General features: G+C 70.8%; 20 protein-coding genes and 2 pseudogenes. 8 read left to right on the forward strand and 14 right to left on the reverse strand.

Going from position 1 to position 23,841, the window contains the following annotated elements; genetic code table 11:
• Positions 1 to 270: 270 nt before the first annotated feature.
• The 3 genes from AC6F7H_RS12350 to AC6F7H_RS12360 all read right to left on the reverse strand — a co-directional run bounded on the left by AC6F7H_RS12350 (position 271) and on the right by AC6F7H_RS12360 (position 4,440).
• On the reverse strand, positions 271 to 1,608 hold the full coding sequence (locus AC6F7H_RS12350) for an MFS transporter (protein WP_500757045.1): 1,338 nt from the start codon (positions 1,606 to 1,608) through the stop codon (positions 271 to 273).
• A 62-nt stretch (positions 1,609 to 1,670) separates the two neighbouring features.
• Positions 1,671 to 3,332 (reverse strand): amidohydrolase, encoded by a 1,662-nt coding sequence (locus AC6F7H_RS12355; protein ID WP_500757047.1) that lies wholly within the window; start codon positions 3,330 to 3,332, stop codon positions 1,671 to 1,673.
• Positions 3,333 to 3,528: 196 nt separating this feature from the next.
• Positions 3,529 to 4,440, reverse strand: coding sequence for an Lrp/AsnC family transcriptional regulator (locus tag AC6F7H_RS12360; protein ID WP_500757048.1), 912 nt, complete (start codon positions 4,438 to 4,440; stop codon positions 3,529 to 3,531).
• Positions 4,441 to 4,638: 198 nt separating this feature from the next.
• On the opposite strand from AC6F7H_RS12360, the gene AC6F7H_RS12365 reads away from it, so the two are divergent.
• Positions 4,639 to 5,643 carry a C-terminal binding protein gene (locus AC6F7H_RS12365; RefSeq protein WP_500757050.1) on the forward strand — a complete coding sequence of 335 codons (1,005 nt, stop codon included), beginning with the start codon at positions 4,639 to 4,641 and terminating at the stop codon, positions 5,641 to 5,643.
• Entirely contained in the window at positions 5,640 to 6,428 is a 789-nt protein-coding gene (locus tag AC6F7H_RS12370) for a class II aldolase/adducin family protein (RefSeq protein ID WP_500757053.1), read from the forward strand. The genes AC6F7H_RS12365 and AC6F7H_RS12370 overlap by 4 nt, the downstream gene beginning before the upstream one ends.
• 357 nt (positions 6,429 to 6,785) lie before the next feature.
• Here the strand turns inward: AC6F7H_RS12370 and AC6F7H_RS12375 are convergent, their stop codons facing one another.
• The 5 genes and pseudogenes from AC6F7H_RS12375 to AC6F7H_RS12395 all read right to left on the reverse strand — a co-directional run bounded on the left by AC6F7H_RS12375 (position 6,786) and on the right by AC6F7H_RS12395 (position 11,398).
• Positions 6,786 to 7,907, reverse strand: a complete 1,122-nt coding sequence (locus tag AC6F7H_RS12375; RefSeq protein WP_500757054.1) for a hypothetical protein — start codon at positions 7,905 to 7,907, stop codon at positions 6,786 to 6,788.
• Positions 7,844 to 8,566, reverse strand: a pseudogene (locus AC6F7H_RS12380) (S1 family peptidase); the annotation flags it as partial. The gene AC6F7H_RS12375 and the pseudogene AC6F7H_RS12380, both read right to left, overlap by 64 nt.
• 91 nt (positions 8,567 to 8,657) lie before the next feature.
• Positions 8,658 to 8,990, reverse strand: coding sequence for a CU044_2847 family protein (locus AC6F7H_RS12385; RefSeq protein WP_500761781.1), 333 nt, complete (start codon positions 8,988 to 8,990; stop codon positions 8,658 to 8,660).
• Positions 8,991 to 9,583: 593 nt separating this feature from the next.
• Positions 9,584 to 10,933, reverse strand: coding sequence for a DUF5933 domain-containing protein (locus tag AC6F7H_RS12390; RefSeq protein ID WP_500757055.1), 1,350 nt, complete (start codon positions 10,931 to 10,933; stop codon positions 9,584 to 9,586).
• A gap of 90 nt (positions 10,934 to 11,023) precedes the next feature.
• A complete protein-coding gene (locus tag AC6F7H_RS12395) occupies positions 11,024 to 11,398 on the reverse strand; it encodes a hypothetical protein (RefSeq protein ID WP_500757057.1) in 375 nt (124 codons plus the stop codon).
• Between the two features lie 386 nt (positions 11,399 to 11,784).
• Between AC6F7H_RS12395 and AC6F7H_RS12400 the strand changes: the two genes are divergently transcribed.
• From AC6F7H_RS12400 to AC6F7H_RS12425, 6 genes are all read left to right on the forward strand, one after another.
• Positions 11,785 to 13,347 carry an ATP-binding protein gene (locus AC6F7H_RS12400; protein WP_500757058.1) on the forward strand — a complete coding sequence of 521 codons (1,563 nt, stop codon included), beginning with the start codon at positions 11,785 to 11,787 and terminating at the stop codon, positions 13,345 to 13,347.
• Positions 13,348 to 13,349: 2 nt separating this feature from the next.
• Positions 13,350 to 13,757, forward strand: coding sequence for a roadblock/LC7 domain-containing protein (locus AC6F7H_RS12405; protein ID WP_500757059.1), 408 nt, complete (start codon positions 13,350 to 13,352; stop codon positions 13,755 to 13,757).
• Entirely contained in the window at positions 13,754 to 14,119 is a 366-nt protein-coding gene (locus AC6F7H_RS12410) for a DUF742 domain-containing protein (RefSeq protein ID WP_500757060.1), read from the forward strand. Before AC6F7H_RS12405 ends, AC6F7H_RS12410 begins: the two co-directional genes overlap by 4 nt.
• Positions 14,097 to 14,705, forward strand: coding sequence for a GTP-binding protein (locus AC6F7H_RS12415; protein WP_500757062.1), 609 nt, complete (start codon positions 14,097 to 14,099; stop codon positions 14,703 to 14,705). The genes AC6F7H_RS12410 and AC6F7H_RS12415 overlap by 23 nt, the downstream gene beginning before the upstream one ends.
• Positions 14,702 to 15,976 (forward strand): cytochrome P450, encoded by a 1,275-nt coding sequence (locus AC6F7H_RS12420; protein ID WP_500757063.1) that lies wholly within the window; start codon positions 14,702 to 14,704, stop codon positions 15,974 to 15,976. The genes AC6F7H_RS12415 and AC6F7H_RS12420 overlap by 4 nt, the downstream gene beginning before the upstream one ends.
• A gap of 97 nt (positions 15,977 to 16,073) precedes the next feature.
• Positions 16,074 to 17,327, forward strand: coding sequence for a cytochrome P450 family protein (locus AC6F7H_RS12425; protein ID WP_500757064.1), 1,254 nt, complete (start codon positions 16,074 to 16,076; stop codon positions 17,325 to 17,327).
• Between the two features lie 78 nt (positions 17,328 to 17,405).
• Here the strand turns inward: AC6F7H_RS12425 and AC6F7H_RS12430 are convergent, their stop codons facing one another.
• The 6 genes and pseudogenes from AC6F7H_RS12430 to AC6F7H_RS12455 form a co-directional block, all read right to left on the reverse strand.
• Entirely contained in the window at positions 17,406 to 17,573 is a 168-nt protein-coding gene (locus tag AC6F7H_RS12430) for a peptidoglycan-binding domain-containing protein (protein WP_500757066.1), read from the reverse strand.
• 516 nt (positions 17,574 to 18,089) lie between these two features.
• A pseudogene (locus tag AC6F7H_RS12435) lies at positions 18,090 to 18,221 on the reverse strand (ATP-binding protein); the annotation flags it as partial.
• A 339-nt stretch (positions 18,222 to 18,560) separates the two neighbouring features.
• Positions 18,561 to 18,953, reverse strand: a complete 393-nt coding sequence (locus tag AC6F7H_RS12440) for a hypothetical protein (RefSeq protein ID WP_500757067.1) — start codon at positions 18,951 to 18,953, stop codon at positions 18,561 to 18,563.
• Positions 18,954 to 19,131: 178 nt separating this feature from the next.
• Complete coding sequence (locus AC6F7H_RS12445) at positions 19,132 to 19,929, reverse strand: bestrophin-like domain (protein ID WP_500757068.1); 798 nt, start codon at positions 19,927 to 19,929, stop codon at positions 19,132 to 19,134.
• Between the two features lie 727 nt (positions 19,930 to 20,656).
• On the reverse strand, positions 20,657 to 21,958 hold the full coding sequence (locus tag AC6F7H_RS12450) for a type III PLP-dependent enzyme domain-containing protein (protein WP_500757069.1): 1,302 nt from the start codon (positions 21,956 to 21,958) through the stop codon (positions 20,657 to 20,659).
• Between the two features lie 235 nt (positions 21,959 to 22,193).
• The gene (locus tag AC6F7H_RS12455; protein ID WP_500757071.1) at positions 22,194 to 23,837 is read right to left on the reverse strand and encodes a PucR family transcriptional regulator; all 1,644 of its coding nucleotides are present in this window, start codon (positions 23,835 to 23,837) and stop codon (positions 22,194 to 22,196) included.
• Positions 23,838 to 23,841 lie beyond the last annotated feature (4 nt).

Here is a 23,841-nt window from a genome sequence, read left to right on the forward strand (position 1 = left end):
CGTCGCTTCCCAAGCTGAGAGCGCGAGTTCGGTTCTCGTCACCCGCTCCACGAAGAAGGCTCAGGTCAGCGATCCAGGGCGGCTTCGCCGCCCGCCGTGGGGTGGGCAAGTCGAAGGCGCCGGGGCCTTGGTGACCTTGGAACCGATCTATTTGCGCGTCATAGGCCCGGGGCCCGGGGTTCTTTGGGCGACGGAGGTGGGACGCCGCGCGCGGCCTGCGGGGAGGGCCGCAGGCCGCGCGCGGTGTGGCGCACGCCACTCGATGCTCGGTCACACTCCGGCCGGCACCGCGTCCCGGTCGGCCGTCAGCGGCTCCGGGTAGGTGTCCCGCATCCGGCGCAGGAGCGCCGTGCACCAGATGCCGACGGCCGAGATGAGCATCAGCAGCGCCGCGGCCGGCCAGTAGTGGCCTCCGACCAGCGCCGTCAGCGAAAGCGCGGCCAGCGGGGCGAACCCACCGAAGATCATGTTGCAGATCTGGTAGGACAGCGAGATCCCGGTGTAGCGGACCCGGGGCGCGAAGCCCTCGGCGAGGATCGCGGCGATCGGTCCGTACAGTGCCGACATCGTGAAGCGCATCGCCATCATGGCCGCGTAGATCAGGAAGACGCTTCCCGTGCCCATGACGAGGAACTGCGGGATGGAGAGGACGACGACACCGATCAGACCGGCGATGACGACCTTGTGTGCGCCGACCCGGTCGCCCAGCCAGGACAGGCCGGGGGTGACGACCAGTTCGACGAAGGCGGCCAGGGTCAGTCCGTTGAGCAGCATGGCTTCGGACAGGCCCAGTTCGTCGGTGCCGTACGTCAGCAGGTAGCTGGTGACGACGTAGTAGCCGCCGGTGGCCGTGGCCAGGGCGAAGACGCCGACGAGGACGGTGCGCCAGGAGGTCTGGAACACCTCGACGACCGGGAGCTTGTCCTGCACCGTCCGCTGGGCGCGGATCTCGTCCATGACCGGTGCCTCCTCCAGCTTCAGCCGGATGAGCAGTCCGATGACGACCAGCACGGCGGAGGCGAGGAACGGCACACGCCAGCCCCAGCTCTTGAACGCCTCGTCACCCCACAGGTGCATCAGCGAGAACGCGCCGGTCGACAGGAGCGCGCCGACCGAGGAGCCCAGCTGGGCGAAGGAGCCGAAGAACGTGGCCCTGCCCTTCGGTGCGTTCTCGACGGCGATCAGCACCGCGCCGCCCCATTCGCCGCCGATGGCGATGCCCTGGATGAGCCGGAGGATGATCAGCAGTGTCGGCGCGAGCACGCCGACCTGCGCGTAGGTGGGCAGCAGGCCGATCGCGAACGACGCGATACCCATCATCAGGAGGGTGATGACGAGCGTGTTCTTACGGCCGACACGGTCGCCTATGTGCCCGAAGACGATGCCGCCGAGCGGGCGGAGCAGGAAGCCCACGGCGAACGTGGCGAACGCGGACATGGTGCGGAGCACGGGCGGCATGTCCGCGGGGAAGAAGACGTCGTCGAAGACGATGGCCGCGGCGGTGGCGAAGGCGTAGAAGTCGTACCACTCGATGGACGTTCCGGCGAGAGCGGCGAAGGCGGATCTCAGCGGGTTCTGCTGCTTCGCTGGCTTGGCTTGCTTGGACACGGGAGCCTCCGGCAGGAGCGGCGGGAAGAGGGGTGGCGGGGGGAGGGGCGGCGGACGGGGTCTCAGCGACCGGGGGCGGCCCAGGCGCGGGAGCCGCCGATCCAGGTCTCCCGTACGCCGATCGATGCGAGCTCGGACGGGTTCGCGTCCAGCGGGTCGGCGTCGAGGACCACGAAGTCCGCGAGCAGGCCGGGCGCGAGGGAGCCGACCGAGCGCTCCCGGTGCAGGGCGCGGGCGGCGGCGGCGGTGTGGGCGTGCAGTCCGTCGGACACCGGCAGCCGCAGTGACGCGTCGCCGAGGACGGTGCCGAGGACGGTGCGCCGGGTGGCGGCGGCGGACACGGCCTCCAGCGGCGCGGGCGGTGCGACCGGCGCGTCGGAGGAGAACACCACGGGGACGCCGGCCGGCAGGCACGGCCCGGCCGGGTTGTAGCGGTGGCCGAGGTCGCCGATCGCGGTGAGGGTGCCGTCGCCGGTGCGCAGGTGGTGCTGCGGCTGCATGACCGGCACGACGCCGAGACCGGCCATGCGCGTGATCTGCTCGTCGGTGGGCAGCCCACAGTGCTCGATGCGGTGGCGCATGTCGGCGCGCGGGACGTCCGCCTGTGCCTTGTCGACGGCGTCGAGCACCATCCCGATGGCGAACGGCGACTGTGCGTGGGTCGCCGTCTGCAGTCCGGCGGCGTGGGCGCGGCGCACGAGCTCCGCGTACTCCTCGGCCGAGTGGTAGAGCTGCCCGTGGTGGCAGCAGTCGGCCGCGTAGCCCTCCGGGAAGTAGGCCGTCCAGCCGCCGAGGGTGCCGTCCGCGTAGAACTTCACTCCCTGCATGCGGAACAGGTCGTCGCCGAAACCGTGGACGACGCCGAGGTCGAGGGCCACGTCGAGCAGGGCGGAGGTGAGGTACGCCGAGACGCGCATCCGCAGCGCACCGCTCTCACGGGCCCGCAGGTAGGTCTCCATCTCGCGACGTGAGGCCTGGGCGTCGCCGACGGTGGTCACACCGGCGGCCAGGAAGGTCTCCTGGGCGCGCAGCAGGTGGTCGGCCATGATGTCGTCGGGCTCGGAGAGGTGGAAGTTCGGGCCGTGGTTGCCGATCTTCACTCCGGCGGGACCGGTGAGCAGGTCGCAGGCCGCGTCCCACAGCTGCCCGTCGGGCTCACCGCTCTCGAAGCGGCCGATGGAACCGCCCTCCGGGTCAGGGGTGCCCGCGGTGATCCCACAGGCGTGCAGGGTGTGGGTGTTGACGACACCTCCGTGGCCGGAGGCGTTCATCACGTACACCTCGCGGTCGGTGGCGATCCGGTCGAGGTCGTGGCAGGTGGGGTGGCGGCGCTCGGCGAGGCGGCGGTGCTCGTAGCCGAAGCCGCGGACGGGCACGCCGGCGGGCAGTTCGCGTGCGGCCTCGGACAGTACGGCGACCAGGGTGTCGATGTCGGGGACGCGCTCGGGGCGGCAGTCGACCCAGGCCAGGGCCTGCCCGTACATCACCGGGTGGCAGTGGGCGTCGACGAACCCGGGGTGGACCAGGCCGCCGTCCAGCTCCAGCGTCTCGTCGGCCCGGCCGCCGAGGGCCGCGCGGGCGTCCTCGGCCGTGCCGACGTGCACGATGCGGTCGCCGCGAACGGCGAGGGCCTCCGCGCGAGCGGCGGTGCCGGCCGCCGCCACGGCGGCACCGGTCACCAGCAAGGTGCGGTCGGTACGGGGTTCGGCGGGAGCGTGGTGCATGGGGGGGTCCTGCTTTCGGCCAAGGGGGCGCCGGGGGTCGACGAGGCGACGCGCAGACGGCTGATTCGTTCGCCTGGACGATAGATAACGAACGACACGTTGGCCAGAGGGTGACGGAAATTAATCTTGGGAAGTTTTGAGCCCTCTCGCTTACGGATCGCCCTTCGAGGCCCTCTCGTGGCGCCGAACGGTCCGCTCACGGCGCGGCCGTACCGTTCGGCGCGCCCATGTCGTAGCGCTCCTTGATCAGCTCCAGGTGCACCCAGCTCTCCACGCCGCGCACACCCTCGCACGCCCGCATGGCGTCGAGGGTCGCACGTACCGCGCTGAGCGACTCCGCACTGATCGTGCCGACGAGTTCGGCGCGCCCGTTGCACGCCGACAGGAACGACACCCGCTCCCAGGCCGCGAGCGTGGAGGCGACCGGCTCGCGCGCCCCGTCGACCTGTACCGCGAAACCGCAGAGGTAGCCGAGGCCCAGCAGTTCGGGCCGCACCAGGGCGAGCACCTTCGCGACACCGTCGTCCAGCAGGCGCAGGGTGCGGAATCGGGTGGCGCCCGGCGACAGGCCGACTCGCTCGGCCAGTTCGGCGAACGGCAGCCGACCGTCCTGCTCCAGCTCGTCAAGGATCTTCCGGTCGGTGTCGTCCAGCTCGTGCGCGCCCGGATTCGCGGCGAGCAGGTAGGGGTCCTTCATGTGCCGGACGCTGATCAGCGGGTCCACGGCGGAGACGCCGGGCAGCGACCGCACCTGCTCGATCGTGCGGTCCAGGGCGTCGAAGCTCTCCGTGCGCAGCTCAGCCATGATCGCCCGCCGCCCGGCGGTGAGCGTGACGAAGGGGGCCTGGGGCATCGCCGCGATCGCCCGCGCCACCGGTTCCGCCGGACCGCGCGTGTCGATCGACAGGTGCGCGGACGCCGTCAGCCCGCGGATCACCGGGTGCACGACGGCGACGATCCGGACCGCACCGGAGGCGAGCAGCCGCTGCGTGCGGGCCCGGGTCGCCGGCCGGGACAGGCCCACGCGCTGCGCCAGCGTCTCGTAGGTGAGGCGGCCGTCGTTCTGCAGTTCGCGGACGACGGCCAGGTCGATGCGGTCCAGATCCACCTGGGCTGATCCCCTCGGTTCGGCGGCCCGGGGTCCGTGCCCCGCCCGGGTCCGCTGCCATTCTCGGTCACCCGTCACCCGTCACCCGTCGGGGTGACCGGTGTCACGGGCAGACGGCATGACCTCCCCTGGACAAGACATCGAGACGAAACGTACGTTCGGCTCGACATTCGCCGACGAAGCATCTGTGGAGGATCGATGGAACAGCCCGTAGTCGTCTTCACGGACACGGAGGACCTCGATCCTGAGCCGGCGGTGCGGATGCTCGAGGACGCCGGCTTCGAGGTGCGGATCGGCGACAGCCGCGACCCCGACGTCATCGCGTCGCTCGCCGTGGACGCCGTCGCCCTGATCGTCGGATACGCCGGCGTCGACGCCGCGCTGCTCGACCGCCTCCCCGGGTTGCGGATGATCGCCACCATGTCCGCCGGCTACGACATGATCGACACCGTGGAGGCCGCGCGACGCGGCCTGTGGGTGACCAACCTGCCGTCGGCGGCCACCGAGGACGTCGCCGTGCACGCCTTCGCCTGCGCGCTGTCGCTGATCCGCCGCCTCCCGCAGGCCGACGCCGTGGTCAGGGCGGGCGGCTGGAACGAGGAGTTCGCCGCGGGCGGGCTGCCGCGCCGCGCGAGCGAACTGACCCTGGGCCTGGTCGGCCTCGGCCGCATCGCCCGCCACCTCGCCACCCTCGCCGCCCCCGTCTTCGGCCGGATCGCGGCCTACGACCCGCACGCCGCACAGGCGGACTGGCCGGCCGGCGTCGAGCGGTACGACGACCTCGACGCCCTGGCCGCCGCCACCGACGTGCTGTCCCTGCACGTGCCGCTCACCCCCGCCACGCACGGGATCGCCGACGCACGGCTGCTCGGCCGGCTCCGGCCCGGTGGCCTGTTCGTCAACGTCTCCCGCGGCGAACTCGTCGACACCGCCGCCCTGCTGGACGCCCTCGACAGCGGCCGCCTGGCCGGCGCCGCGCTCGACGTCCTCCCCGTCGAACCCCCGCCGCCGGGCGATCCGCTGCGCGGCCACCCGGACATCCGGCTGTCCCCGCACAGCGCCTATCTGTCCGACACCTCGCGCCGCGCCTATGTGTGCAAGCCGGCCGAGAACGTGATCGCCTGGCACCGCACCGGGCGCCCGGTCACCCCGGTCGTCGACCCCACCGCCCCCGCCACATCCGTCGAAGGAGCCGCCGTATGACCGCCGTACTTCCCGCCGCAGCCGCGGAAACCCCCGCCACGGCCGACGAGGAACTGCGGCTGCGTCGCGAACTCGCCGCCGTCTACCGGCTCGTGGCCCACTTCCGGATGACGGACCTGATCTTCACCCACATCTCGCTGCGGTTGCCCGGTCCCGAACACCACTTCCTCATCAACCCGTACGGGCTCCTCTTCGAGGAGATCACCGCCTCCAACCTCGTCAAGATCGACTTGTCGGGCGATCCGGTGGAGCCGACGCCGTACCCGGTCAACCCGGCCGGCTTCGTCATCCACAGCGCCATCCACGCGGCGCGCCAGGACGCCCGGTGCGTCCTGCACACCCACACCAAGGCCGGTTGCGCCGTGGCAGCCCAGCAGGGCGGACTGCTGCCGCTGAACCAGATGTCGATGGAGTTCCACAACCGTGTCGGCTACCACGACTACGAAGGGGTCGCCCTCAACCTGGACGAGCAGCAGCGGCTCGTCGCCGACATCGGCACCCACCCGGCGCTGATCCTGCGCAACCACGGCCTGCTGACGGTCGGCGAGAACGCCGCCCAGGCCTTTCTGCGCATGTACTACCTGGAGAAGGCGTGCGAGATCCAGGTCACCGCACAGGCAGGCGGCGGGCCGCTGGTCGTGCCGTCGGAGGAAGTGTGCGAGTACACCGCCCGGCAGCTCTCCGGGGAGGAGACCGGCGACTTCGAGGACGACGACGCCCACGACCTGGCGTGGGCGGCCATGCTGCGCCTCCTCGACCGGATCGCCCCCGACTACAAGGACTGAGGCTCGGCGAAACCCGCCGGAGCGCCCGGCCCCGCGGGGCCGCCGCCCGGTGAGCGGCCCGCCACCCGGTCGCGGTGGGAGGCGAAGACCGCCGCCGCGTCCGGGGTGAGCGCAGGCACGCCACCACGTGCCGGCGTACAGCGGTGCCACCAGGTCCTCACGCCTGCCGCAGCACAACAAGTCTGCCCAGGTCAGCGGCCATACAGCCGCACAAGCACCGTCGCTTCCCAAGCTGAGAGCGCGAGTTCGATTCTCGTCACCCGCTCCAGAGAGAAGTCCCGGGTCGGCGACCTGGGGCGGTCTGTCGCTCACCGGGAGAGAGCAAGGACCGCTGGGATGCCGGCTCTTCGAGGCAGGTCAGCCGTCGAAGCCGGACCAGTTGACGGGGACGTCCACAAGGGGTGCCAGAGCCTGGCGGTGAGTGGCGCCGACAGTGACGTCGAAGGTGCCGTTCTCCCAGCCGTCACCGATCGCCGCGACCAGGCCGGGAGCGACGAAGAAGCGGGTGCGCGTCCCGGGCCAGAAAGGGTGCAGCGGTACCTCCCGGAGGGGGGCGGTGAGCTGTGCGACTTCGGCCACGGTCATGGGGTACGCCCAACCACGGTATGCGGAGCACAGGGCCGCTTCGAAGAGGCAGAACTGGAGAAGGAATCCACTCAGGGGCTCCGCCTCCGGGACGAGGGTCTCGCCGTCCTCGTCGTACCAGACCGTCGGGTCGGGTTCGGAGTCGTCCAGGGTCCAGCGGAGGAGCCAGCGGAAACCTCCCTGGTTCTCGTGACCGAGGATGATCATTTCCCCGGCGTCGTCGACGCGGAGAATGTCGGCGGGCCGGATGTGGTTCTGCTGACCGAGCACTTGGGGGCGACCGACCGCCAGGCGGTAGAAGTGCCGGAGGGCGGTCGGCAGGGAGGGAGCGGACGCTTCCGGTCTCGGGGTCTCCTCCGGGTTCTCGACGGGGTGCCAGGCGGTGACGAAAAGCTCAAGGGCCTTCGCCCGATCACCGTTCACATGGTCGAGCCACGCCAGACCGGGCAGTTCCACGGGCGGCAGGGGCGGGCGGGCACGGTCGAGGAGGACACGGGGCAGACTGGTGAGGGGGCGGATTCGGGCATCGATGAACGCGCCGTCAAGCCTTCCGTACTGACCCGCATATCCCTTGCCCAGGTACAGGGTGTCCTGCGGAGTGCGCACGGCGAAGTGCAGGGGAGGGTGTTCCCCGCGCCACGGGTTCCACCGGAGCAACGCGACGACCGGCTCCGACGCGGGGCCGACGAGCCGTATCTCGTCGGCGTTCCAGACCCCGCTCCGGCCCGGCTGATCCCCTGCCTCCACGGTGAACACCGCCCCCTCCGGACCGGACAGCACTTCCGTGCCGGAGAGGACATGGCGCTCGACCGCCGTGGCATCCGCACCCGTCAGAGCGAGCACATCGGTTTCGGTGAGCGGAGCTCCGAGGGAGGGGTGTGTTTGTCCGGGCATGGGCTGCATTCTGACGGCATCCACTCCATGTAAGTGGGCCGACCACTGGTCACAACGCCGGCCACGGACCTGGAGGCGCTGGAAGAAGCCTTCGGCATGATGTCGGCCCGGGAGGCGGAGGCAGCGCGGTGAGCGGCCCTTCCTGACTGTCCAGGGGAACAAGGGAGTTCGCAGGACGGGCTTCGCACCTGACGGGGCGTCGACATGGAAACGTCTTGACGGGGCATCCGGACGAGCAAGCCAAAAGTAAGGAGAGTGCGGCCCGTTCGGTCGTGCAACCGACAACCGGGAGTATCCCATGACGACTGAACGCTCCGCAGCATGCCGGTCGCCCACACCCCGTGGTCGCCGCCGCCCGGAAACCCGTACGCGCGGAAGGAGTGCCCCCATACGGACGTCCCGTCCACCAGTGGCACCGGACGGGCGTGGGAGACGGGTGCATCGAGACGCAACAGGGCCACGTCACCGCTGTCGTCCTCCGCCGGCGGCTGCCAGGAGACGACCCGGGCACGACGGGCGGGGATCCCTCCCTCCGCATCGCGCACCAGCGGGAACTCCACCTGTACGGCCTCGGAGGGCGCGGTCACGGTGTCCCGCGGCAGCCCCAGCGCGTCCGCGACGACATGTGCGCAGGTGCAGACGACGTCAGCCGCCACGAGAAAACCCGCCCCGCGACCTCATCGGCACCCTGTATGCGGACGAGGCCCGATTCCAGCGCCGCTTCCCCCCGTAACGCTGTCATGTACCCGATTATCCCGGGTCGCGGGCGTCCCATTCCAGACGTACGGCGAAGTTGGCCTCGCTCGCCGCCTTCGCCACCACGACGCCCGCTTCCGCGGACAGCTTGATCCCGAATTCCACACTCACCGAGTCGGGTCGGCTCGTCAGGCCCCGAACGCTGTCAGCCACCGCCTCGACCGCGGGTCTGATGTGCGCGAGTGCCTCCTGGAGGGTGTGTGCCGAGCCGCGGACGACCCCGGACACCGACCCACGGCCCACCCGGTCGATCCCACTGTCCTGCTGACCATCGACCTCGACCCGCACCGCGGTCCCGTCATCGAGCCGCATCTCCCCGATCCGCATCACGCCGCAGTCCTTTGCACTCGAAGATCGTCACAAACCCATCCAGCCATCAACTGGCCCAACCTATAAGGCGTTTCGCGGCCCGCCGATGGCATCGACACCGTTCGTTCACGGCAGGCGGGCTCCGGCTCAAGACGACTCCCCCAGCGCCGGCACCGAGGTCGAAGATCCTGACGACCCCGGGAATCACGCAGCCCCGTCGGGGGCCGCGTCTGCGCTTCACGCCCACCGAGTGCCCTTCAGGACGACGAACAGCGGTACCCAGCGGCGCCCCACCACCTCCGCGACTGACATGACGGTGCGTACCTCCGCAGGCCACCATCCCGCTCCCGGCCAAACGGCGTGGATTCCCGAGCTGAGAGCGCGACTTCGATCCTCACCACCCGCTCCGGAGCGAAACCTCAGGCCGGCGGCCTGGGCCTTGTGCGTCGCCGAGGGCTTTCCCTACCCGCGCGGGTGCTCCCACGGTTCTGGAGGGCGCCGGAGAGCTCCCCGTGCCGGGCGTCAGGAGCGGCGGCCGGCTCAGGCGACGGTGTACTCCGTTTCTCCGAAGCCCGCGACCACCCGCAGCCGGCGACCCGGTGCGACACGGTTCAGATCGGTTCCGGTTGCGGTTGCGGTCGTCGCGCTGGTGCGGTCCCCGGTTCCCACGCCGCGGTGGTCCGTACGTAGCCGTGGACCACGGAGGTCATCGCCAGCACGAGCAGGGGTCCGGACACCCACGGATGCTCGGCCATCTGCGACGGCAGGAAGCGGTAGGACACCAGCAGCGCGGCGAAGACCGCCGCTCCGTGAGCGACCAGCCGGATCCCCGATCGGTCCCAGCCGCGGTCGAACGACCGCAGAGCCGCCTCGACCGTGAGCACGAACACCACGCCGGCGATGAGGTCCACGCCGTAGTGGTAGCCGAAGCCCAGCGTCGCGGTGAGCGTGGCGATCAGCCAGAACGTTCCCGCGTACCGCAGGACGCGTGGGCCCTTCCGGGTGTGGATGAAGAGCGCGGCAGCCCACGCCGTGTGCAGGCTGGGCATGCAGTTCCGCGGGGTGATCCCGTCGAACGGCATGGGGTGCGGGGTGTTGATCGGCGGCGGCGTCCGCGGCCACAGGTCGGCCACCGCCCAGTGCTCGCTGGACGGAATGTCCGGCGCCCACAGGCTGACCGCCGCCCAGTAGTCGGTGCCGGTGCCGTAGGCGAAGAGCGGTCCTACCACCGGGAAGACCATGTAGAAGGCCGGCCCGAGGAGTCCGATCACCAGAAAGGTGCGCACCAGGTGATGGCCCGGGAAGCGGCGCTCGACCGCCACGCCGCGCAGTTGGTACAGCGCGACGACGACCGCGGCCACCGCGAGCTGACCGTAGACGATGTCGAGGACGTTGAAGCCGATGGGGCCGGTGGCGGTGACGACCCGGCCCACCAGCCACGACGGATCGCCCAGCGCGCGATCGGCTGTCGCCACGTACTGGTCGAGCACCATCGGGCGGGTCTTCGAGGTGATGAGCAGCCAGGTGTCGCCGGTCTTGCGGCCGGCCACCAGCAGCAGGCCCAGCCCGACGCCCTTCAGCAGCAGGACGCGTTCCCGGCCGGTGCGGCGAGTGACCGCGACGACCGCGTGGCCCAGGATCACCCACAACGCGCCGTTGCCGAAGGGGTGACCGCCGGTCGTCCCGGCGTCCACCGCCCACCGGACCAGCCAGAAGGCGATGTCGATGCCGATCGCCGCACCCATCGCGATGAACCGTTGCCGCCAGGTGAGGACCACCGTCATCAACGCCATGGCGGCGTACAGCAGGCCGCCCGACTTGGGTGCGAACACCAGCTCTCGCACCTGGCCGGCGATCGGCCCCGGCAGGCCGTGGCGGCGCGCGGTGAACTCCAGCAGGATGAGGAGTCCGAGGGCCGCGACACCCGCCACGGCCCAGAGTCTCGCCCGTGGTCGACGCATCGCGGAGAGCGCGGTTCTCTGGTTTATTCGCGAAAAGTCCTGCGGTGGCATGTGTCTCACTTCTGGCTTCTTTGTCAGACGTTGGTCATGTCAGGGCAAGTTTCGCTTGTTCCCTTCCGGCCGGAACCGCTTCCCCTCCACGAAGAGCCGCCCGTCGAAGCAAGACGGAAAGGCCACAGCCCGGGTTGCGACGGGTCCGTCGTCGTCGCGGGTGACACCCGTGGAAACCCGCGGCGCAACAGCGGTGACGGTGATGTCACGGACGACCGCGGTCGGCTGGTCGGTCGCGCCCTCCTTGGACGCGGAGTCCGGCACCTCGACCGGCGGGCCCTCCCGGACGAGTGCGGGCGCGGCCGTGAGGGCGGTCGGGCCGACCACGGCGGCAACCGCATCTGACGACCCGTCAATAAACAGGAAGCGGAGATACAGCGGCTCCTGACGAGCCGTCGGACGGTCGCCCTTCACCGCACCCGTTCCCTTGCCCGCCCGCCCGACAGGGGTCCCGCACCCGGTGACCCGCGGGTCGGCGTACCCAAGTGGAAAGTAGGCAAAGAAAGTTCACGGAACGTCACTCTTCCGTTGCGGTGAATCGAAGATACGATCTTCAAACAACCTCTGTGCAGAAGTGGTTCCTCCATGAAGACGATGACCGACCCGGGCCATGCCGACGGTGCGTCCGGGGCTTCACGCCCCCGTACCGCCGCTCCCCCGGTCCTTCCTCCATCGCACAGCTCTTGACGTCCTACGCCTCGCGTCCACCGGACACCGACCCACCGCCGACCCAAAGGTTTTCCATGGCTCGTTCCTCCGCGTCCACTCTCGAACCCCGAGGGGGCAGAGCCCTTTGGGCAGTGGCTCTCGTGTTCACGTTCCTCGCGTTCTCGGCGGCCGTGGTGCCCGTCGCCCGCGTCGGCGTGGCTGCGGCCGTGGCCCATGCGGCCGTTTCCCTTCTGGCCCTCGGCTGCCTCGTCCGCCTGAGCGGGCAGCACCGGGCAAGCGTGGCGGAGGCGGCACGCCTGCACACCGAGGCACGTGAGCGGGAGGCGGAGGCCGCGCGCCGCGATGCCCACTGGCACACGTATGTGCGCGAGCAATCCGGTGCGGCCCTCCAGGAAGCGGAGTTCCTCGTGGCGAAGCGGCTTCCCGCCGCTCTCGCCAGGAACGAGGTCCCCTCGTCCCCGAAGAGCGAGGAGCCGCTGGTGGTGGAGCTCTCCAAGTGGTTCGACAAGCTGCTCTCGGATGTGTCCGAGGCGCTCGACGACCGTGAGGAGTCGCAGCGCATCGCGCTGGTGGAGCTGGCGAGCCGGGTTCAGACCTCGGCGCACCGGATCCAGGCCACGATCACGGGTGTGGCGGAGCGTCACCCCGGCGACTCGGGCCTGCTCGAGGCCACGATGCAGGTGGACCACGCGGCGACGCAGCAGGCCAGGCACGCCCAGAGTCTCAAGGTGCTGTGCGGGGAGTGGCCCGGCCAGCAGTGGCAGAAGCCGCTGGCGCTGGTCGACGTGGTGCGCGCCGCTTCGGGCCGGATCGTCTCGTTCCAGCGTGTCGAGGTGACCGGCGATCCCGATGTCGGCGTCACCGCGTCGGTGGTCGAACCCCTGATCCACCTCGTCGCGGAACTGCTCGCCAACGCGACCGAGTACTCACCGCCGAGGACCAGCGTGTCGGTCACCGTGCGCACGGTGCAGCGCGGCGCGGTCATCGAGGTGGACGACGGCGGCCTGGGCCTGGACGAGTACCGGCTGACCGAGGCGCGCGAGATCGTCTCGGGCCGCCGCCTCCTGGGCGTCGGAGACGTCGGAGAGATCCCGCAGACCGGTTTCGCGGTGGTCGGCCGCTTCGCGCACCGTCACGGCTTCGGCGTCGACCTCGGTCCGTCACCGTACGGTGGCGTCCGTGCGGTGATCCTGGTGCCCCTCGAACTACTGAAGGCTCTCGAACCCGCCGGGGCGCCCGGCGGGCGCGTGCTCCCCGCACAGCCCCCTGCTCCACCGGCGCCGACGCCGCCGGCCACCGCGCCCTTCCCCGAGTCCCCGCCGGCCGCCGCCTCCGACCACGCCGTTCCCGCACAGGCCCCGGAGCCCGCCGCCGAGCCCGCCCCGGCCGAGCCGCCCCCGCCCGCCATGCGTGCTCCGGGCGCCCGTCACCGCCGGCTGCCCCAGCGCCGGTCGCGGCGTGACGGGTACGTCCCCGCGGTGGAGGAGGCGCCGACCGCCGTCACTCCGCCGGGTTCGCCGGAGGACGCGGGCGACTGGATGGAGCAGTTCTTCGAGGGCGGCCGGACCACGTCCCCCTCGATTGGATCCGCGCCCCCGCCGTCCGGAGCCGTGCCTCCGGACCCCACCTCGTACGACCCCCCGTACAACCCCTCCCCCGATCCCGAATCCGATTCCTCAGAAGGACAGATGTGAGCATGAATTACGTGGAAAACCCCGAGCAGCGCGGCTGGATGATCTCCGAGGTCACCGCGGTGCCCGGCGTACGGCTGGCGATCGTCTTCAGTTCCGACGGTCTGCTGCTGGCCAACTCGGAGGGGGTGGACCGTGACTTGGCCGATCGGCTGTCGGCGAGCTGTTCGGGCCTTCAGTCGCTCGGCCGTGGTCTCGGGCGGGAGTTCGGTGAGGACGGCGGCACCGTGCACCAGCAGATGGTGGAGTTCAACGGCGGTTTCCTGTTCATGCGCAGTGCCAGCGGCGCGCATCTCGCCGTGGTGACGGGACCGGTGGTCGACCCCAAGCTCGTCGCGCGGCAGATGCAGGCGCAGGTGATGAAGATCGGCGCGCACAACCTCAGCAGCCCGCCGCGCCAGGGCTCCGCGTGAGCGGGTCGGGAGCGGGCTTCACGAACAACGCATTACGCCCGTACGTGATCACCAAGGGACGCTCCCGGCCCTCCCGCAACACCATCGGCGTCGAAACGCTCCTGATCGCGGTCGACCCTCCCAGGGCCCTCCCCCTCTCCGCCACCAGGGAGGAGATCGCCCTCGTGCGGATGTGCGAGCGACTCCTGTCGCTGGTGGAGGCCGCCGCCCATCTCCAGCTGCCCGTCAGTCTGGTGAAGGTGCTGGCGTCCGACCTCGTCGACAGCGGACACCTGTCCGCGCGCTCCGGTGTTCCACGGGCCGCACAGCCCGACAAGCAACTGCTACAGGAGGTACTGGATGGTCTCCGTCGGCTCCGCTGACCGTTACTTGCCCGACACGGTGCAGCAGGCCGTCAAGATCCTCGTCGTGGGCGCGTTCGGCGTGGGCAAGACGACGTTCGTCGGGTCCGTCAGCGAGATCGAACCGCTGCGCACGGAGGAGGTCATGACGGAAGCGAGTGTGGGCGTCGACGAACTGGCCGGTCTGGAAGGCAAGACGACCACCACCGTCGCCATGGACTTCGGCCGTGTCACGCTCAGCTCCCGGCTGGTCATGTATCTGTTCGGAACCCCGGGGCAGCGGCGGTTCTGGGATCTGTGGGAGGGGCTGGCCGAGGGTGCGCTGGGGGTGCTCGTGCTGATCGACACCCGCAGACTGGAGGACAGCTTCGACGTCCTGGAGCAACTGGAGATCCGGGGACTGCCGTTCGCGGTGGCGGTCAATCAGTTCCCGGACAGCGAGCTGTACTCCGACGAGGAGCTGCGCGGCGCGCTCGATCTGCTCCCGGAGACACCCATCGTGACCTGCGACGCCCGCGACCGGACCTCATCGGCCGATGCCCTGATCACCCTGGTGCAACACGTGTCGGGCATGAGTGCGGCGGGGGCCGCGGGAGCCGCCTCGTGAGCATGCTGCCGCCGCCGGGGTGCCCGGCGCACGCACACCACGGCACCGGTCCGGTTCCGCTCGCCGCCGTGGTCGGGTCCTCCGATCCGCGTGCGGTGTACCGCGACCTCCGCGAGAAGTGGGGCAGCGTCGCGAAGGTCGAGCTGGAGCCGGGTGTGCCCGCCTGGCTGGTGATGGGGTACCGGGAGATGCTGACCATCACCCGGCAGGAGCAGTTGTACTCCCGCGACGCCCGCAACTGGCGCGATCTCAGCGAGGGGATCGTCCCGCCGCATTCGGGGCTCCTGCCGATGATGGGCTGGCGTGCCAACGTCATCGGGGCCGACGGCCCCGAGCACCGGCGCCTGCGCAAGCCTCTCGACGACGGCATCGCGCGGATGGACCAGCGCAGGGTACGTCGTGAGGTGGAGGCGCTGTGCACGGATCTGATCGCGGCGTTCTCCGAACGCGGCAGCGCCGATCTGGTCAACGAGTACGCCACGATCGTCCCGATGCTCTCCCTCGCCTCGCTGTTCGGCCTGGACAGTGTGGAGGGCCGCGAACTGCTCGACGCGCTCATCGCCCTGTTCGGCAGCGCGGACGACTCCCAGGCGGGTAACCGCACCTTCGAGCAGATCCTTCTCGACACGGTGCGCGAGCGTCGGCGGAATCCGGCCGACGACATGACGACGGTCTTCATCAACCACCCGAATCTGCGCAATGAGGCGGAGCGGCTGCAGTCGATCGTCGTGATGATCTCCGCGGGCAACGAGACGGTCACGGCGTGGATATCCCACACGCTCCGCCTCATGCTCACGGATCCGCGGTTCGCCGCCCGGCTGCACGGCGGACAGCTCGGCGTGGACGACGCCCTCGACGAGGCGCTGTGGCGCGATCCGCCCATGAACAACATGCCCGCCCGGTACGCGCTCCACGACACCGAGCTGGGAGGCCGGCTCATCCGCCGCGGCGACTGCCTCATCCTCGGGCTCGCCGCCGCGAACGACGATCCGGAGGTCCGGCAGGACGGTCCGGACGACGGGTGGGGCAACCGCTCTCATCTGGCCTTCTCCGCGGGCCCGCACATGTGTCCCGCACAGGTGCCCGCACGGCTGATCACCCGTACCGCGGTGCAGACCGCTCTGCATCTGCTGCCGGACATGAGACTCGCCGTTTCCGCGGACGAGCTGGCCTGGCGCCCCTCTCCCTGGACCAGGGTGCCGGTGGCACTGCCCACGGCGTTCTCCGCGGCCCGCATATCGACCCGCGTGCCGACCGGCACGGGGCTGTGAATCCTCGAGCCCTCACATCCGAGAAGACCCCCGCACGGCGGCGGGTCCTCAAGACCCTCAAGAACCTCAGTACCCTCAATACAAGGAGCAGCCCAGCATGACGTCGCCCACGAACTCCTCCGCCGAGGGGCACGTACCCGTCATCACTCTGGATCCGCACGGAAAGGACCATCACGGCGAGGCCGCCAGGCTCCGCGAGCTGGGCCCCGTGGTGCGGGTCCGGCTGCCCGGGGAGGTGATGGCCTGGTCGGTGACCGACCACGCCCTGCTGAACGACATGGTCACCGATGCTCGTTTCAGCAAGGACTGGCGCAACTGGAACGCCATCATCCGGGGTGAGATAGCGGACGGCTGGCCGCTCATCGGCATGGTGAAGGTCACCAACATGGTGACCTCGGACGGCCAGGAGCACCGCCGCCTGCGCAAACTCGTCACCCAGACGTTCACCCCGCGCCGGGTGCAGGAGCTGCGTCCCCGTATCCAGCAGATCGTGGGGCAGTTGCTGGACGACCTGCCGTCGCACGCCGCGGCCGACGGCAGCGTCGACCTCCGCCGGCACTTCGCGCACCCCGTGCCCATGCAGGTCATCTGCGAACTGTTCGGGGTGCCGGCCGACGAGCGTCCTCGTCTGCAGGAGCTGATGGACAACATCTTCCGCTCCGATCTGCTGCCCGAGGAGGTCCAGGCGAGCCAGATCGAGCAGTACGAGCTGCTGGCGCGGGTGGTCGAGGGCCGTAGGCAGGAGCCGGGCGACGACCTCACCAGCGCGCTGATCGCGGCCCGTGCCGCCGACCCGGACGCGCTGAGCGAGGAGGAGCTGGTCGGCACGCTGCTGCTCATGCTCTCGGCAGGGCAGGAAACCACGCTGAGCCTGATCACCAACGCGGTCCGCGCGCTGCTGACCCATCCCGACCAGCGGGAGCTCGCCGTACGGGGGGACTCGGAAACCTGGGCGAACGTGGTGGAGGAGACGCTGCGCTGGGACGCTCCGATCGGCAACTTCCCGTTCCGCTATCCGCTGGAGGATGTCGAGATCGCCGGAGTACGCATCCCGAAGGGCGAGGCCATCATGGCTCCGTTCAGCGCTGTCGGACGTGATGCCGCCCAGCACGGCGAGGACGCCGACCGCTTCGACATCACCCGGGAGCAGCGCAGGCACCTGGCCTTCAGCAACGGTCCGCACTTCTGCCTCGGCGCACCACTGGCACGTCTGGAGGCGGCACTTGCCCTCCCCGCGGTGTTCGAGCGGTATCCGGATCTGTCGTTGGCCGTCGACCCGGACGACCTCGTGCCGGTGCCGTCCCTGTTCTCGAACAGTTCCTCGACGCTGCCGGTGCGGCTCGGGAGCTGAGCCACTGCGCGGCCCGGCGGACGGGGGGGTTCCGCCGGGCCGTTCGTGGATCGCGGGCGCCCACCGGCGCGCCGTCGATCAGACCAGGGCGGCCCAGGTCCGGGGCCCGACCGAGCCGTCGACGGCAAGCTTCTCGCTGCTCTGGAAATCGGTGACGGCCTTCTCGGTCAACGGACCGAACCGGCCACAGGTGATCGCAGCTTCCCGAGCTGAGAGCGCGATTTCGATGCTCGTCACCCGCTCCATGCGATGGTGCCCCTCCGGGTGGTGCAAGGAATCTGGAGGTGGCGTCGCGGGTCGGGGCCGGTCGTGCTGCTCGGCGGGCGGGAGATCGAGTGACGGTACATCAGGCCCTGCCGAAGGCGGTCCGTTGCTCGTGCGGACGTTTTCCGCGACCGCCCGGCGGGGCACGGCGGTCTCGACATGGGCGATGCCCGGACACTCGCCCACACCCCGGGGAGGACACACCACCCCAAAACCGTGAGCACTTCGGCCACCACTGTCCTGACACCGCTCGTTTGAGCACTCACGTGACACATACCCGCCGACTGCTCACGGTTTTCCGCAAGGCACCCGTCTCCGGCCCCGCAGCGCAGGGACCGCGGAAATCCCCCGCACCGCCCAGCGGGACACCGTCCGGCACCTGGCGTCCAGGTCGTTCGTGCAGTGGCGCGCTCCATCTGACAGCGTGGACCACGCCCGCTCCACGGTGTGTGGGTCGACGGCGGACGGGACGGGAGCCGGGGTGACCGGCGGGTGGAAGCGGTAGGACTCGGCGCCGGTCTCGACGAGGGTGGCCTCGAAGGTGAGCCGGTCCACGATCGCCGCGCGGAGCCGTGGGCCGGTGAAGGTCTTGCTCCAGCCGGTGAACGCCTCGTCGGAGGCGATGGCGATGCGCACCGGGTCGAAAGCGGGGAGGATCCGGCTCTCACCGCTCCCGGACGAACCCGGTCTCAGCTCCTTCAAGTGATGGTCGTCGGCACCCTTGCTCCGGTCGACCAGCGGACGACCGGGCGTCGGGCCTGCGGCCGTCGGCGTGCGGAAAGGGCGGTAGGCCATGAGTCGAGCACGCGCACCGCACGGCCACGGTCAAAGACGATGCCTCCGGCGGGGATCGGCCGGCATCGGGACGGGGCACTGTTCCCGACCACGGGCCCATCGTGGCGTGCGTGCGGGGTCGGTGGGCTGTGGGTCGATGCAGACCGCGTCAGGATGCCGAAGTCCTCGGGCACATCACTCCGGCACCGTGTCCTGGCAGCTCTCCGAAACCTTCATCACGCCGAGGACCACCGGGTAATCGGTGATCTGCTGGTTCGGGCCCGGCTGGGAGTTGCAGATCTTCCACGCAGCCGGGTCGTCCACCGGACGGCCCTGTCCGCTCGCGTCCTCGAAGACCATGTCGATCTTGGAGCCCATCTGCTCTTGCGCACGCCCGGCGTTGCCGCCGACGAGGTCGGGCATGCCGGCGGTGACCGGCCTCGGGTTCGCCGGACTGCGCGTCTCGGCGGCCCCCGAGCCGGTCGGGGTGGTCACCGGAACGTCCGGCGCGGACGAGGCGCCGCAGGCGGTGACCGAGGCCAGGAACGCGGCGGCGAGAGCGGGTCTCAGAAACTTGGTGACGGTCATTCTCTTCCCAGCTGTTGACAGTTCGGAACAGTGTTCACGGCGAGACAAGCGGCCCGACCATACCGGTGTTCACGTGCCCCCTGGTCCCTGACAGCGCCCCTCCGCATGGGCGGCACAGTACAGCCACCGGTCGGCCGGGCCGGTGATCAATGGTCGGCGTACTGATCGCGCCCGCCGCCTACGGCCCGCTGTGGAAGAAGCCTGACCTCAGATCCCCGATGACGGAGTCGAGTGGATGCCCACTGACGACCAGCGGTCCGCTCCAGGGCGCGCTGAGTGCGAAGAGCAACGCCAGGCTCAGCCCGACCACACTCGCCACACCCGCGACGAGCAGTGACGTTCGCAGACTGCTGCGGAAGACCAGTGCGCCGGAGTTCACGATCAGGGCCAGTCCACTGACCACGAGCGTGACGACGTAGAGCGTGGGAACCTCGCGCGAGGCGGCCGCGATGCGGGCGCGACGGCTGTTGGTGACCTCGTCCAGGGAAACCACCAGCTCCGTACCCGTCGTGCTGCCCACCTCGGGCCGGGCCGCCTCGGCGCGCACGCTCCGCTCCAGCCCCGCGACCGCGCGAGCGGTGGCCGGGTCGTCACCGGACGCCGCCGCTGGACTCTTCCATTCCATGGCACGCGTGGTCTGCAGGTAGTCCAGCAGCGCCGCATGGATCGGCTCCGACCGGACTCGCGGACTTGTCGACGCCCATGCCAGGCGGGAGGCCGCGGCCGCCTCGTCGCTCACCAGCCCCTCCGCCGCGCGCAGGTAGCCGGCCTCGCTGGCCAGGGAGAGTGCCGCGAAGATCGCGAAGGCAGCGCCGAGTGTCGGCATCAGGGGTGTGACGATCTGCGGCACCCGGTCCCGTTCCTCGACCGGTACGAGCATCCGGACGCCGATCCGCGCCACGGCCGCGACCAGCAAGGCGAGCAGGAGCCCGCCCACCACCAGCACCACCGGCGGCAGCGAGGTCAACCAGTCCACCACATCACCCACAGCGCGTTCGCACGAGCACCCCGCGGTGGCGACACGTCGGCCCCGCGGCCTGGAGCTCCTCGTCGATCACCTTCAATGAACGCCCCATGGTCACAGGTCGAAGGCCTTCGACGCTCGCGACGCCCGGCACGGCGTCTCGTTTCGTCGGCCGAACAGCCGAGTGCGGCCCAGCATCAGGCCGTACCGGCAACGACCGCCGCGCCCGTCCCGCTTTCCGTCTCACCCGGCCTCGAGTCCGCCGCAGATGCCCGCAGCCTCCCGAGCCGGGAGCGCGGGTTCGGTTCTCGTCACCCGCTCCACCGGAAACGGAGGAAGCCCCGGACCGACGGTCCGGGGCTTCCTCGTCGTCAGCGGGTCCGCGCCCACACCGCCAGCAGACCCACCACGGCCGTGCCCGCCCCGTAGCACGCGCCCCGGAGGAACTGGTCGGCCGCGATGCGCCGGCGCCGTGAGATCCACCGCGCGACATCACACGTCACTCGGCCGCAGCGCACGCCCGTGGCGGACAGCCGTCGTCCGATGGCCCCCCGTCGGCCGGGGGGGCCCGCTTTCCCCGTGGGACACCCTGACCGGGCGCACCGTACTTTCATGGCGGTTGCACCGTCCTTTCCTGGCGTTGTGGTTCTCTCCGGGCAGCCGGGCGTGCTCGCCCGGGTCACGCCGGCTCGAGTGGCTGCGATCGGCGTTCCGGTGGGGTCACGCGGGAGAGCGAGTGTCACCGTCCGGCAAGGGCCGGGGCCGGGTGGACGGCCTGTGCGGGGCGGAGCTGCCGGAAGGTGACCCGGCCGTCGGCGTCGACGCGGGCTCCGTGCACGGCGGGTTCGGGCAGGCTGTTGTAGTGGAAGGGCGTGGAGAAGTAGTAGGCGCCGGTGTCCGGGACGACGACGAGGTCGCCGACGTCGAGGAGGGGCAGCGCGCGGTCGCGTGCCAGCAGGTCACCTGCGAAGCAGCACGGGCCGGCGATGTCCTGCGCCACGGGCCGCCCGTGCTTGGCCCGGCCGCGGGCATCGTGGGCCTCGATCCGCAGGGGCCATGCGTCGGGGGCGAACACCGTCCGGGTGGCCACCTGGGCGCCGGCGTGGGTGATCGCGATGGGACGTCCGCCGACGGTCTTGGTGTACTCGACGTACGCGGCGGTGAACCCGTTCTTGGCCAGCACGGAACGGCCGAACTCGGTGATGATCTCGTACTCGCCCGAGAAGAGGGCAGGTGCGTGCTCGCGCAGGTGGTCCACGTAGGTGTCGAAGCCGGGCGTCGTCTCGTCGCTGTCGAAATTGACCGGCAGTCCTCCCCCGATGTCGATGCCGGTGACCTGCCGGCGGCCGAGGTGGGCGTTGACCTCCTCGGCGAACTCCACCGCCTTCGCGACGCCTCGGGCGATCAGGTCCAGGGGACAGCCCTGCGAGCCGACGTGCGTGTGCACCCGGGTGAGCCAGGGACGGTCCCGGTACGTCCGGAGCAGTCGTCGCCGGTTGTTCTCGTCCTCCAGGGGGATACCGAACTTCGAGGTCGCGGTGGCCGTGCTCATGGCGGTGATCGAACCGGCGCCGACCTGGGGGTTGACGCGCACGCCGATGCGCGAGTCGGAACGGCGGGTCGCCAGGATCTCGTCCAGCCGCGAGAGTTCCTGGAAGCTGTCCGCGTTCACCGCGATCCCCAGGCTCAGTGCCCGGGCCAGTTCGGCCCGCGTCTTGGCGGGGGAGTCGAACACGATGTGTGCGGGTTCGAAGCCCGCCTCCAGCGCCTGGGCGAGTTCGCCGGCACTGGCGACCTCGCAGCCCATGCCGTTCAGGCGCAGTTCCTCGAGCACGGGAACCAGGCAGTTCGCCTTGGCCGCGAACGCGTGCAGGACCCGGAGGGAGTCGGGGAACGCGCTCCGCAGGGACGTGACGGTCTCGTCGACGCCGTCGAGGTCGACGAACCCGGCCAGTACGGCCGTCTCGGGTTCCAGGAGTCCCTGCCGTACGGCTGCCCGCAGAATCCGCTCACGCCGGTCGGCCTTGTCGGAACCGCTCATCGTGCACCCTCCCTGAGCCGAGGTCTCCCCCACGGCTGCCGTGGGGCGGACCACCAGACTCCCGTCAAAGCGGTGCGGGTGTCTTCGTCGGGAGTCCCGGTGTTCCGCCGCGCGGTTCTCACCACGGGGCGAAACCGCGGACGCGGCACGGCCGCCGTCGTGCTCGGGCACGGAGAAGCGGCCCTTTCTTCGTGGCGGTGTCCGAAGGCCCATTTCTCCGGCGGTGCCCGAAGGCTCACTCCTTTGGGCCGCCGCGCTCGAGAAGGCGCAGTTGCAGGTGGGCGAGGAGCCGGGCGTCCGGACTGCGGAGGTCGAGCCCGGACACCTCGGTGAGCCGGCTGATCCGGTGCCGCAGGCTGTTCGCGTGCACACCCAGCGCCCGGGCGGTGTCCGGCACGTGACCGAAGTGGTCGAGGTACGCCCGCAGGGTCTGCACCATGGTGCCGCCGCCGTGTCCGGCGTCGAACGCCACCAGGCGTGCCACCGGTGTCTCCGGGGCCGGAGCCGGCCCCGGCAGCGTGTCCAGCATCTGGTTCAGGGCGATCGTCTCGGCCACCTCGCTCGCGAAGGCGATGGTGCGGTGCTCTCCCGTCGAGAGCAGGGCTCTCAGTGCCAGGTCCGCCGACCGGCGGGACCCGGGCAGGTCCGCCAGGGCCTCGACCACCGTGCCCAGACCGATCCTCGCCTCCGGCCCGAACGCGTCGGCCACCTGCCGGACCAGTGACCTCCCCAGACGTGCGACCTGTTCGACGGCCCGCCGCACGTCCTCATGCAGTCCGCCCACCAGGACCAGGGCTCCCCGGCCCACCGGCACCACCACCGGCGTGAGGTCGTTCGCGCCGCAGTACACCGCCAGCAGGGCGCACAGCCTTCCGGTTTCCTCCCCCTTGCGGGAGGCTCCGGGGCATACCGCCAGGACGGCGCAGTGCCCGTGTGCCGGAATCCCGGTGCGTTCGGCCAGTACGCCGGCGGATCCCCGTCCGTCGAGCAGCGCACGGGCCGCGTCCTCGACCAGCCGGGCGTGCGTGCGGTGCGACCGGTGGTGCAGCAGATGCGCGGCGGCCACCCGCGCCGCCGACCGCAGTGTGTCGGAGGCGTGTGGCGGGAGGTCGCCGCCCGCGGCCGCCACCCAGATCGATCCCAGGATCTCTCCGCCCGCCCGGACGGCCACCACCAGACGTTCGGGATTCTCCCCGTGTGCCGGGCGGTGGATGACGTCCCCCGAGCCCCACAACGCCCGGAAGAACCCGGCCTCCCGCATGGCGGCCACACGCCACTCCGGCACCCGGCGGCCGAGGATCGTCAGTCGGCGCAACTCGTCCACGTCCTCCTTCGTGGACGAGTACGCCAGGACCCGGGACTCCACGTCCTCGATCGTCACCGCGCCGCCGACCAGGACCGCCACCGCGTCGGCCAGTCCGTTCAGGTCGCCCGGCGTCACGGCCGCCACAGCCGGATCGGCGGGGACTCCGGACAGGACCAGACCGGCCCGCAGCGCGCCGACCAACTCGGTCCAGCCGCACCACGCCGTCCGGAGGAGCACCGCCGTACCGGAGTCCTCGGCGGCCGTCCGCAGCGCGTCCGGGGGCCGCCCCGACCTGTCCGGCCCGAAGACCACCGCGGCCGCTCCCGAGCCGGCGGCACCGCGCACGATGTCGACGGCCGCGGCCGACTGCGGATCGATGCCCACTGCCAGCAACACCTGCCCCCGCGGCAGCCCCGGCTCCAGCGGGTCCAGCACCGTGATCCCCTCGACCACGCCCCCCGGGCCACGTGGAGCCACGCACGGCTCCAGCGCACCGGCCCCCATGACCGACAGCAGTCTTTCCAGCGTCGGCCCCGCTGCGGCGTCCCCCTGCCCGGCCGTTCCGTCCAGCACCCTT

This window comes from Streptomyces sp. MMS24-W38, assembly GCF_059889265.1.

Coding starts and splice junctions, on each gene's coding strand:
- AC6F7H_RS12440 (WP_500757067.1), bottom strand. CDS start 18,953: ATGACCGTCACCAAGTTTCTGAGACCCGCTCTCGCCGCCGCGTTCCTG.
- AC6F7H_RS12370 (WP_500757053.1), top strand. CDS start 5,640: ATGACCGCCGTACTTCCCGCCGCAGCCGCGGAAACCCCCGCCACGGCC.
- AC6F7H_RS12450 (WP_500757069.1), bottom strand. CDS start 21,958: ATGAGCGGTTCCGACAAGGCCGACCGGCGTGAGCGGATTCTGCGGGCA.
- AC6F7H_RS12415 (WP_500757062.1), top strand. CDS start 14,097: ATGGTCTCCGTCGGCTCCGCTGACCGTTACTTGCCCGACACGGTGCAG.
- AC6F7H_RS12365 (WP_500757050.1), top strand. CDS start 4,639: ATGGAACAGCCCGTAGTCGTCTTCACGGACACGGAGGACCTCGATCCT.
- AC6F7H_RS12390 (WP_500757055.1), bottom strand. CDS start 10,933: ATGCGTCGACCACGGGCGAGACTCTGGGCCGTGGCGGGTGTCGCGGCC.
- AC6F7H_RS12425 (WP_500757064.1), top strand. CDS start 16,074: ATGACGTCGCCCACGAACTCCTCCGCCGAGGGGCACGTACCCGTCATC.
- AC6F7H_RS12375 (WP_500757054.1), bottom strand. CDS start 7,907: ATGCCCGGACAAACACACCCCTCCCTCGGAGCTCCGCTCACCGAAACC.
- AC6F7H_RS12430 (WP_500757066.1), bottom strand. CDS start 17,573: ATGGAGCGGGTGACGAGCATCGAAATCGCGCTCTCAGCTCGGGAAGCT.
- AC6F7H_RS12355 (WP_500757047.1), bottom strand. CDS start 3,332: ATGCACCACGCTCCCGCCGAACCCCGTACCGACCGCACCTTGCTGGTG.
- AC6F7H_RS12385 (WP_500761781.1), bottom strand. CDS start 8,990: ATGCGGATCGGGGAGATGCGGCTCGATGACGGGACCGCGGTGCGGGTC.
- AC6F7H_RS12405 (WP_500757059.1), top strand. CDS start 13,350: ATGAATTACGTGGAAAACCCCGAGCAGCGCGGCTGGATGATCTCCGAG.